This is a genomic window from Streptomyces botrytidirepellens, assembly GCF_003721215.1.
Classification (GTDB): domain Bacteria; phylum Actinomycetota; class Actinomycetes; order Streptomycetales; family Streptomycetaceae; genus Streptomyces; species Streptomyces himastatinicus.
Map to the genome: position 1 here is coordinate 1 of NZ_RIBZ01000119.1, position 9,873 is coordinate 9,873.

Consider the following 9,873-nt stretch of genomic DNA (forward strand, 5'->3'; position numbering starts at 1 on the left):
GCGGCCCGGCCGAGCGTTTTGTGGCCGCCGCCGTCGGGGATGCGGCCGAGTTTCTTGACGTCGATATGGATCAGTTCGCCGGGCGGGAGCGTTCGTAGCGGCGGACGGGTTCGCCGGTGGCCCGGTCCAGCGTGGCCAGGGGTGGTTGGCCGTGGCGTTGGAGGATGCGGTGAGCGGTGGAGGCGGCGACGCGGGCACGGGCGGCCAGCCGCAGCGGGCCGATCTGGTGTTCGCGGCGTATCCGCAGCACCCGCTCTTCCACGGAGGCGGGTGTCCGGCGTGGTGAGTGGTGGGGGCGGCTGGAGCGGTCGTGCAGGCCAGCTGTCCCGTGGCGGCGGTAGCGGTGGGCCCAGCGGGCTGCGGTGGTGTGGCTGACCTGGAAGCGTTCGGCTGCCCGCCGCAGCGGCCATCCGTCCTCCACGACGCACCGGGCCAGACGCAGCCTGCCGGTCGGGGTCAGCGGGGCGTTACGGTGGATCAACGAGGGCCTCCTGGTGCCGGTACAGATGTCGCAATCCACACCGAAACCAGAGGCCCTCGCCTCGTTCAAGCACCACTCACAGCGCGTCGCCCGTCACCAACGTGCCGGGACAGCACATCTAGTCGCCCGTGAGGTGATGTGGGCCCAGACGGTCTTGCCGGGGCCGCGGCGCTCCTTGACGCCCCAGCGGTCGGCCAGCGCCTCGACCAGGAGCAGACCACGGCCCTGTTCGTCGACGCAGGTGGGGGCCTTCGGGGTGGGCTGGCGGTCGTGGGTGTCCGACACCTCGATCTCCAGACGGCCGGTCTCGTAGTCGTACCGCAGCAGCAGGGCGAAGTCCCGGCCCGGGACGCGGCCGTGGAGGACGGCGTTGGCGGCCAGTTCGGCGACGACAAGCACGGCGGCGTCGCTGGGACCGAGGCCCCAGGAGGCGAACTGGTTCGCGGCCAGAAGCCGGGCGAGCCGGGCCCCGCGCCGGGTGGCGGAGAATCGCTGTGCGAACGTACGTACGGTGACGGGGACTTGGTCCTGTGGTGCGGTCATGGGCGGAAGCGTTGCGGTGAGGTCGGGGCTCCGGCCAGGTATGACACCCACCCAGTTTGCGCTGTACCAGTTGACTCGCTGGACTGGGATCGTCACCGCGCGTGACGATGTACGTATGGGAGCAGACAACAGCGAACCCGAAGTCTCGGACAGCCTCAAGACCTTTGGCGCCGTTTTGAAGGCGCTGCGGGATGAAGGGGGCCTGACGCAGGAGCAGTTCGCGCCGCGCGTGCGGTACTCGGTGACGTACGTCGCCAAGATGGAGCAGGGTCGGCGCTTCCCCCCGAAGGAACTCATCCCGCGGGTGGAGGAGGCCCTGGGTGCCCCCGCCGCACGCGTCTTGGGCGCGGCGTACCGCACCCTGATCCGGAAGGCAGGGCTCGCGTCGTGGTTCCGCCCGTGGGCCGGGATCGAGGAAGAGGCCGTCTCTCTGTACACGTATGAGTGCCGGGCGATCCCGGGCCTGCTCCAGCCCGAGCCGTACATCAGGACTGCCTTCGAGCAGAGGCTGCCGCCGCTCTCGGAGGAGCAAATCGAAACGCAGGTAGCGGCGCGTCTGGAACGGCAGCGCCTCCTGACCGAGAGGCCGAACACGGCGTTCAGCTTCGTCGTCGAACAGGCACTTCTGGAGCGCCACATGGGAGGTACGGACGTGACCCGGCAGCTCCTGGACCATCTGCTGGAGCAGATGGATCGCCGCAACGTGGAGCTCCAGGTCATGCCCCTACGTCGGGAGACCCATGCGGGCATCGACGGTCTGATGTATCTCGCGGAGACACCTCAGCACGAGTGGGTGGGATACTCCGAGGGTCAGCAATCCAGCGTGCTCATCACCAACCCGAAAGACGTGAGCGCGATGCTCCAACGCTATGGCAAGCTGCGCTCGCAGGCGCTCGGTCACGAATCCACGGTGAGCCTGCTAAAGCAGATGCGAGGAGCCCTATGACGACCACCCCTGAACTCGACTGGTTCAAGAGCAGCTACAGCGGAAGCTCCGGCGACAACTGCGTCGAGGTGGCCGTACAGCCCAATGTGGTCCACATCCGCGACTCCACGGACACCCGGATCGGCTCGCTGACCGTCTCCCGGCAAGCGTGGTCGGCCTTCACCAGCGAACTCGGCTGGCACAAGAGCAGCTACAGCGGGAGCGAGGGAGACAACTGCGTCGAGGTCGCCATACGCCCACACGCCGTCCACATCCGCGACTCCAAAGACACCGGCACCGGCCAGCTGGCCATCCCCCACGCGGCCTGGGCCGACTTCGTCGCGCAGCTCTGAGGAACAGCCCGCGCCGCTGCCGCTAAGCTGACCGAAATCGGAGGTGGCGGTGGCGGCGCAGGCGCGTGGTGGGATGGCGGGCGACATCCAGGAGCGCATCAAACGGCTCATCATCGACCGACGGCTCCCCTCCGGGGCCCCGTTGCCCACCGAGACGGAGCTGATGGAGCTGCTCGGGGTCAGCCGTAACTCCGTGCGCGAGGCGCTGAAGGCGCTCCAAGCCATGGGCATCGTGGAGATCCGGCACGGCTTCGGCACCTACGTGGGGCCCATGTCGATGGCGCCCATGATCGAGGGGCTGATCTTCCGCACCGTCGCCGGTCACTACCGCGGCGAGGACAGCCTGCTCCAGCTGCTGGAGCTGCGGGAGGCCGTGGAGACGGGCCTGATCGCCCGGCTGGCGGGGCGGATACCCGCCGAGGATCTCCGGACGCTGGACGCGATCACGCAGCGCATGGAGGCGGAGGCGGCCGAAGGGGCCGTACGCGCGGAGACGGATCGCGCCTTTCACGCCGCGCTGTACGGGAGCCTGGACAATACGCTGCTCAGCGAGGTGCTGGAGGCGTTCTGGGACGCGTTCCACCGGGTGCGTACGGACCTGGTCGACGTGCCGACCGACCCCCACGTCACCCTCGCCCAGCACCGGCGGATTCTGGAATCCGTACGCTCCGGCGACGCCCTACGCGCCGAAGAGGCGATTCGCGACCACTTCTGCAACATTCGCAACAGACTGCGTTCCCCGCATCACGAATAAGCCGTTTTTGCGACCAGCCGCGACGGCCACCCATTGCGCACCTTTGTCCGAATAAGGGCGCGTTTCGCCTTGCGATCACGCGAACGCGTCCGAGACCCTGAGCTGGGTGCATCACACACCAACATGCCCTGTAACAGGGGGTGTTGGGGTGCCCTGGGGGGATGCCGGACGGGAGGGGTCCGGCACACTTTGCGCACAAGCAGAAGGCGGCCATTCCGTATTCGATTCCATTCGACGGATCCGGCCGCTCCACTATCGTGCCCGTACGGCCGTGGGGGGTCGTGCCGGCAAGGAGAACGTGACGACACGCAGCCAGCCCGCGTGCGGGGGGAATGACTCATGACGTCGACGCCGACAGGCGCCCGGCAGCATTCGCACGACCAGCATGCGCATGACCAGCATGCGTACGACTCGTCCACCACGACTCGCTTACGCATCCCGCGGCAGCAGCGAACCCACCGGCGGCGGCCGCTGCCGAAGTACGACTACGAGCACTACAGCAGGCTCGCGGGACCGCTCACCCAGCCCGACCCGGCCACGCCCTACCGCGTGCGCTACCGCAGCCTGCTGGCCGACGAGCCGCACCGCATCCGCGCCGCGCTGCTGCTGGGGGCGGCGCCGCTGGTGTCGCTGGGGCTGCTGGTGTGGCTGATCCAGCCCGCACACTGGACCGAGCGCGAGGGCACGAGCCCGACGATGGCGGTCCTGGACGTCATCATGCTGGTCTCCATCGGGTTGATCGAGCTGTTCCGCACGATGAACGTCGCGTCCAACGCGCACGCGACGCTCGTGGCCCGCGATCCGGTGCCGGTCGTGCCCGAGACAGGGACGAAGGTCGCCTTCATCACCACGTTCGTGCCCGGCAAGGAGCCGATCGAGATGGTGACGAAGACGCTTCAGGCGGCGGTCAGGGTACGGCATCGGGGGGAGCTGGACGTCTGGCTGCTGGACGAGGGCGACGACCTCGAGGTACGAGAGATCTGCGCGCGCCTGGGCGTGCGCCACTTCACCCGCAAGGGCGTCGAGAAGTGGAACCAGGCCAAGGGCCCGTACCGGGCGAAGACCAAGCACGGCAACTACAACGCCTGGCTGGACGCCCACGGCGACGCGTACGACTTCTTCGCGTCGGTCGACACCGATCACGTTCCGCTGCCGAACTATCTGGAGCGGATGCTCGGTTACTTCCGCGATCCGGACATCGCCTTCGTCGTCGGCCCGCAGGTGTACGGGAATTACGACGCGGCGGTCACCAAGGCCGCCGAGAGCCAGCAGTTCCTGTTCCACGCGCTGATTCAGCGCGCCGGAAACGCGTACCGCGCGCCGATGTTCGTCGGCACCAACAACGCGGTACGGATACGCGCCATCAAGAGCATCGGCGGGCTGTACGACTCGATCACCGAGGACATGGCCACCGGCTTCGAGCTGCACCGGCACCGCAACCCCGCCACCGGGCGGAAGTGGGGCTCGGTCTACACGCCGGACGTGCTGGCGGTGGGCGAGGGGCCGAACGCCTGGACGGACTTCTTCACGCAGCAGCTGCGCTGGTCGCGCGGCACGTACGAGACGATCCTCGGGCAGTTCTGGAAGGCGCCCTTCTCGCTGCCCGCGGGCAAGCTCTTCAACTACACCCTGATGGTGATCTTCTATCCGATGTCGGCGCTGAACTGGATTCTCGCCGGAATCAGCTGCGCGCTGTTCCTCGGCTTCGGGGCGTCCGGCATCCAGATCGATCCCGCCATCTGGATGATGCTGTACGGCAATGCCTCCGCGCTCCAGATCGGCCTCTACGTCTGGAACCGGCGGCACAACGTATCCCCGCATGAGCCGGAGGGGTCGGGGGGCGTGGCCGGAATGGTGATGTCCGCGATGTCCGCCCCGATTTACGCGCGTTCCCTGATGGATGCCGTACTGCGCCGGAAGAGCCGCTTCGTCGTCACCCCCAAGGGCGACTCATCCAGCCCCGACACCCTCTTCGGGACGTTCCGGATCCACCTTTTCTTCCTGGTGGTCTTCGGCGGGTCGCTCGCCTCTTCCTTCTACTTCGGCCACAGTCATCCAGCGATGACCGTTTGGGCATCACTCGCCCTGGCTATCACAGCCGCTCCGATCATCGCCTGGCGGTGGACCGTCCGCCAGGAGAAACGGACAACGCAGCCCGCTCTTGGGGGACGATAAGACGTGAAGTACCGACCGAGTCGCCGCACCCGCCGCTTCGGAATCGGTGCGGCGGCCGTGACCGTGCTGGCCGGGATGAACGGCCCGGCGCTCTACCGATTCAGCTCCGCGCAGTACCACGATTACAAGATCAACCAACCGGAGTACAAGGCCGAGAACGGCCACTGGGACGTCGTCAACGTTCCGAAGGAATATCGGATCAATACGATCCACGCCGCCCTGCTGCACACCGGAAAGGTGCTGCTGGTCGCCGGTTCCGGGAACAACGCCAAGAACTTCGACGCCAAGTCCTTCCGCACCGTCCTGTGGGACCCGGAGAAGAACACCTACCGGAACATCCCCACGCCCCAGGACCTCTTCTGCTCCGGGCACAGCCAGCTGCCGGACGGAAAGCTGCTGGTGGCGGGCGGCACCCAGCGGTACGAGAAGCTCAAGGGCGACGTCGAGAAGGCGGGCGGACTGATGTTCGTCCACAACGAGGACCCGGACAAGCCGAAGACCCTCCCGGCCGGGACGCGCTTCACGGGCAAGGAGAACGGCAAGACGTTCGAATCCAAGGACCCGGTCCTCGTCCCGCGCGCGAAGAAGAAGACGAACGCCAAGACCGGAAAGGTCACCGTCACCGCCAGCACGGCGCGGGTCTATGTCGAGGCGCGCCGCAAGGGCGAGAAGTACCAGACCGGGACCGAGGACAATTATCGGATCTCCGGGCTGAAGGGCAAGGACCGGCGGAACTTCTACGGCATCGCGCAGAAGCTGTCGTTCGACAAGAAGGACTTCCAGGGCATCAAGCAGGCCTACGAATTCGACCCGGAGTCGGAGCGGTACATCACCGTCGACCCGATGAACGAGGCCCGCTGGTATCCGACCCTGACGACCTTGCAGGACGGCCGTGTGCTGTCCGTGTCCGGGCTCGATGAAATCGGCCAGGTCGTGCCGGGCAAGAACGAGATCTACAACCCGAAGACGAAGAAGTGGAAGTACCTGCCGAAGAAGCGCTTCTTCCCCACCTACCCCTCGCTCTTCCTCACCGAGAAGGGCCGCATCTTCTACACCGGGTCGAATGCCGGATACGGGCCGGACGACAAGGGCCGCACCCCGGGGATCTGGGATCTGAAGAGCAACAAGTTCCAGGTGGTGCCGGGCATCAGCGACCCGAAGCTGCTGGAGACGTCGATGTCGGTCATGCTGCCGCCGGCGCAGGACCAGCGCTTCATGGTGCTGGGCGGCGGCGGGGTCGGCGAGTCCCCCCGGTCCACCGCCGGGACCCGGATCGTCGACCTGAAGGACGATCAGCCGCGGTTCAAGGACGGACCGGATCTGTACGAGAAGGTGCGCTATCCGAGCAGCGTCATCCTGCCGGACGACACGGTCCTGACCACCAACGGCTCCGGCGACTACCGGGGGCGCAGCGACACCAACGTACTGAAGGCCGAGCTGTACGACCCGAAGACCAACCGCACGCGCGCGGTCGCCGATCCGCTGGTCGGGCGCAACTACCACTCGGGCGCGCTGCTGCTGCCCGACGGGCGGGTCATGAGCTTCGGCTCCGACTCGCTGTTCCAGGACAAGGCCAACACCAAGCCGGGTGAGTTCCAGCAGCAGATCGACCTCTACACGCCGCCCTACCTGTACCGGGACTCGCGGCCGAAGCTCGCCGCGGAGGGCGGCCCGAAGACGGTCAAGCTGGGCGCGACGGCCACGTACAAGACCGCGCACGCCTCGGCGATCGAGAAGATGCGGCTGATCCGGCCCAGCTCCTTCACCCATGTGACCAACGTCGAGCAGCGGTCGATCGCACTCGACTTCAAGCGGACGAAGGACGGCATCACGGTGCGCCTGCCGAAGGACTCCTCACTGGTGCCGCCGGGCTACTACATGCTCAACGCGGTCGACGACGAGGGGACGCCGTCGAAGGCGGTGTGGGTGAAGGTGCCCGCCGCGTCCACGGGCGGGGCGGGCACCTCCAGCTGAGCGTGGGTGCCCATTCCGGTGCCTATTCGGCGTTCCGGGCGAGGTCGAGTGCGTAGCGGGGCCACCACTGGCCCGCCTTGGGGCCGCCCTTGCAGGGGCCGTCCGACTCGCCCGGGCGCTTGATCCAGAGGTAGGCGTCGACCTTCTGGTCGCCGGTCTCGACCGTCGGCGGCTCGCCCAGCGCCCGGCCCTTCGGGTTGCACCAGGCCTCCGGGTCGTCCTTGCCGGGGGCCGGGCCGTTGCCGTTGCGGCTGGTGTCGATCACGAAGGGCTTGCCGCCGACCATCGCGGACAGCTTCTTGCCGTAGGCCTTGTTCTCCGCGGTGGTCTGGTAGTTGGAGATGTTGAGCGCGAAGCCGTCCGCCTTGGCGATCCCGGCGCGCTTGAGGGGCCCGGCCATCGCCCGCGGGTCCTTGATCCAGTGCGGGTTGCCGGCGTCCAGGTAGACCTTGGTGCGGGGCAGGCCCTTGAGCTTGTCGACGGCGCCGGTGAGCAGGTCGTACCGCTCCTCGTGGAACTTCTTCGGCGTGCAGCCGTCCGCCACGTGGGGCAGCGCGTCGGGCTCCAGGATCACCGTGGCGGGGCGGTCGCCGATGCCCCGGACGGCCTTGTCGAGCCACGCCCGGTAGGCGGCGCCGTCCGCCGCGCCGCCCTTGGAGTACTGGCCGCAGTCGCGGTGCGGGATGTTGTAGAAGACCAATAACGCGTCGCGGTCCGCGTGCGCGGCGGCCTCGGTGAAGCCGCGCGCCTGCCCCTCCGGGTTGTCCACCCCCAGCCACTCCGCGACCGGCTGCTCGGCGATCTTCTGTATCAGCTGGGCGTCGTCGTCCTTCTTCGCCTTGCGGTACGCGGCGACCTGCTCGGCGGCGCTGCCGTCGGGGTTGACCCAGTACGGGACGGTGGCCTTGGGGCGCTGTTTCTGATGGGCGGGCGGGGCGGCGCGGTCGGATTTGTCGGGGCCCTCGGAGGCGCCGAAGCAGCCGGTGAGGGTCGCGAGCGACAGCAGCGCTCCGGCGGCCGCCACGCCGTTGCGCCTGAGATTCCGCTTATGGTTGTGGTGACGGGCAACGGTGTGCCGACGGCCGGTGTAACTGCCGTACATCCACTCCCCCTTGGGTGCACGCTCCGGGGGAGGACAGTGAGCCCCCGGGTGGGACAAGCCGGTCGAATCCATCCTTGCACAGGGCCGCTGCCGCCCGGGCCCGCATCCTCAACCGGAGGCGGGTTTTCGCCCGTCCGGCGCGATTCGCACGGCGTTCTACCGGCGGAAGCGGCGCCGCAGGCCCCGGCGGAGGCGGCCGCGGCGCGGACCGCGGGCCGCCGTGCGCGGCGAGCCGAGGTCGCGGCTCGCCGGATGCCAGGGGCGGTCGGGGGACTCGATCGGCGCTTTACGTTCCGCTTGTGCCCTGACCTCCAGGTGGGACTGATACCCCGACACCTGCCACGCCTGGTCATGCGCCGCCACGGCCGCGCGAATCGCCGACCCCGCGACGCCCCGGCGGCGGGCCACGACGGCCAGCCAGGCGAAGAAGCCCATGACGGCGGCCAGCGCGCCCACGAAGATCAGATACGGCAGGAACCCACCCATACAGCCACCACGCCTCCCCGGACCCTACGGATCCCGCTTGTCGCGTCCATCGCGCCCATCGCGTCCATCGCGTCCATCACGCCCAGTACGCCGGAAACGCACCACCCCCGCGTCCAGTGCGGTCCGCGAGGAACGCGGCGACCCCGAGCGCTGCGGCGCCTCCCGCTACCAGCAGCACGGTGGTCACCATGACCGGGGAACGGGCGGGCGTCAGCCCGCGTTCCCCGGGGTGGTGCGGGGCGTCGGCCGCGCAGGCCGCGTCGTGTTCGTGAGGTACGCGGACACCACCACGTTCGCCGAGTACGTCCGCGTCTTCCGGTCGAACCGCCCGCCGCACGTGATCAGCCGCAGCTCCGCCCGGCCGCCGGTCCGCGCCCCGTACACCCGGCGGGCGTCGAAGTGCTTGGCGGTCACCATCGCCACGTCCTCCACCGTGAACTCCGCCGTCGAACCGTCCGACCGGGCGATCCGGAGCGTCTCGCCGCGCCGCAGGTCGCTCAGCCGGTAGAAGACCGCGGGCCTGGACCGGGTGTCGACGTGGCCGACCAGCACCGCCGCCCCCGCCGTGCCCGGCTCGGGTCCGCCCCGGTACCAGGCGACGGAGTCCGCGCGGCGGAAGGGCGGCGGCTTCACGGCCCCCTTGCGGTCCAGGCCGGAGGCGATGACCGGGGCATGGACCCCGGCCGCCGCGATGTCGACGCGTTCCGGCCGCGCGGCCGGAAGCGGGGCGTGCGCCTCGGGCAGCGGATGGGCCGGGGGACGGCCGACCGCGGCCGCGTCCCCCGTCATCGGCGCCGGGGCGCCCGTACCGTCGGTGATGTCCCGGCCCCACATCCACAACCCGAGCAGCAGCGCCACCCAGGCCAGGCCCATGGCCAGCCGTCCGGCTCCGGGGAAGCGCGCCTCAGACATCGCCACCCACCCGCTGCCGCTGCCGACGCCGCCGTACCGCGAGCCCGGCGACGGCCACCGCCGTACCGCCGGACAGCACCAGGCTGTACGCCTCCGCGCCGCCGACGCCGCCCCGTGGCCACCGGCCCTCGGGCTCGGCGGGCCGCGGCGCACCGCCGCCGCCCGCGT

The 9,873-nt window shown here is 69.1% G+C and carries 9 protein-coding genes and 1 pseudogene; 5 read left to right on the forward strand and 5 right to left on the reverse strand.

Annotated features, from left to right (window positions below):
* Nucleotides 1-481: pseudogene (locus EEJ42_RS09255) on the reverse strand (leucine zipper domain-containing protein); the annotation flags it as partial.
* A gap of 93 nt (nucleotides 482-574) precedes the next feature.
* Nucleotides 575-1,024, reverse strand: a complete 450-nt coding sequence (locus tag EEJ42_RS09260) for an ATP-binding protein (protein ID WP_123099489.1) — start codon at nucleotides 1,022-1,024, stop codon at nucleotides 575-577.
* Nucleotides 1,025-1,139: 115 nt separating this feature from the next.
* Here EEJ42_RS09260 and EEJ42_RS09265 point away from each other — a divergent pair, with 115 nt between their 5' ends.
* The 5 genes from EEJ42_RS09265 to glxA all read left to right on the forward strand — a co-directional run bounded on the left by EEJ42_RS09265 (nucleotide 1,140) and on the right by glxA (nucleotide 7,205).
* Nucleotides 1,140-1,970 carry a helix-turn-helix domain-containing protein gene (locus tag EEJ42_RS09265; protein ID WP_123099498.1) on the forward strand — a complete coding sequence of 277 codons (831 nt, stop codon included), beginning with the start codon at nucleotides 1,140-1,142 and terminating at the stop codon, nucleotides 1,968-1,970.
* Nucleotides 1,967-2,302 (forward strand): DUF397 domain-containing protein, encoded by a 336-nt coding sequence (locus EEJ42_RS09270; protein WP_123099490.1) that lies wholly within the window; start codon nucleotides 1,967-1,969, stop codon nucleotides 2,300-2,302. The genes EEJ42_RS09265 and EEJ42_RS09270 overlap by 4 nt, the downstream gene beginning before the upstream one ends.
* Nucleotides 2,303-2,375: 73 nt before the next feature.
* Nucleotides 2,376-3,056 carry a FadR/GntR family transcriptional regulator gene (locus tag EEJ42_RS09275; protein WP_123099491.1) on the forward strand — a complete coding sequence of 227 codons (681 nt, stop codon included), beginning with the start codon at nucleotides 2,376-2,378 and terminating at the stop codon, nucleotides 3,054-3,056.
* A gap of 339 nt (nucleotides 3,057-3,395) precedes the next feature.
* Nucleotides 3,396-5,231: a glycosyltransferase family 2 protein gene (locus EEJ42_RS09280; RefSeq protein ID WP_123099492.1), complete on the forward strand. Its 1,836-nt coding sequence runs from the start codon at nucleotides 3,396-3,398 to the stop codon at nucleotides 5,229-5,231.
* Nucleotides 5,232-5,234: 3 nt separating this feature from the next.
* Nucleotides 5,235-7,205, forward strand: coding sequence for a radical copper oxidase GlxA (gene glxA / locus EEJ42_RS09285; protein ID WP_123099493.1), 1,971 nt, complete (start codon nucleotides 5,235-5,237; stop codon nucleotides 7,203-7,205).
* Between the two features lie 22 nt (nucleotides 7,206-7,227).
* Here glxA and EEJ42_RS09290 read toward each other — a convergent pair whose 3' ends face one another.
* From EEJ42_RS09290 to EEJ42_RS09300, 3 genes are all read right to left on the reverse strand, one after another.
* Nucleotides 7,228-8,307: a glycoside hydrolase family 6 protein gene (locus EEJ42_RS09290; RefSeq protein ID WP_123099494.1), complete on the reverse strand. Its 1,080-nt coding sequence runs from the start codon at nucleotides 8,305-8,307 to the stop codon at nucleotides 7,228-7,230.
* A gap of 156 nt (nucleotides 8,308-8,463) precedes the next feature.
* A complete protein-coding gene (locus EEJ42_RS09295; RefSeq protein WP_123099495.1) occupies nucleotides 8,464-8,793 on the reverse strand; it encodes a hypothetical protein in 330 nt (109 codons plus the stop codon).
* A gap of 210 nt (nucleotides 8,794-9,003) precedes the next feature.
* Complete coding sequence (locus tag EEJ42_RS09300) at nucleotides 9,004-9,705, reverse strand: class F sortase (protein ID WP_123099496.1); 702 nt, start codon at nucleotides 9,703-9,705, stop codon at nucleotides 9,004-9,006.
* Nucleotides 9,706-9,873: the final 168 nt, after the last annotated feature.

Bases quoted from the DNA above. Each gene is read 5' to 3' on its own strand.
- EEJ42_RS09260 (WP_123099489.1), bottom strand. From the start codon at position 1,024: ATGACCGCACCACAGGACCAAGTCCCCGTCACCGTACGTACGTTCGCA.
- EEJ42_RS09265 (WP_123099498.1), top strand. From the start codon at position 1,140: ATGGGAGCAGACAACAGCGAACCCGAAGTCTCGGACAGCCTCAAGACC.
- EEJ42_RS09270 (WP_123099490.1), top strand. From the start codon at position 1,967: ATGACGACCACCCCTGAACTCGACTGGTTCAAGAGCAGCTACAGCGGA.
- EEJ42_RS09275 (WP_123099491.1), top strand. From the start codon at position 2,376: ATGGCGGGCGACATCCAGGAGCGCATCAAACGGCTCATCATCGACCGA.
- EEJ42_RS09280 (WP_123099492.1), top strand. From the start codon at position 3,396: ATGACGTCGACGCCGACAGGCGCCCGGCAGCATTCGCACGACCAGCAT.
- EEJ42_RS09290 (WP_123099494.1), bottom strand. From the start codon at position 8,307: ATGTACGGCAGTTACACCGGCCGTCGGCACACCGTTGCCCGTCACCAC.
- EEJ42_RS09295 (WP_123099495.1), bottom strand. From the start codon at position 8,793: ATGGGTGGGTTCCTGCCGTATCTGATCTTCGTGGGCGCGCTGGCCGCC.
- EEJ42_RS09300 (WP_123099496.1), bottom strand. From the start codon at position 9,705: ATGTCTGAGGCGCGCTTCCCCGGAGCCGGACGGCTGGCCATGGGCCTG.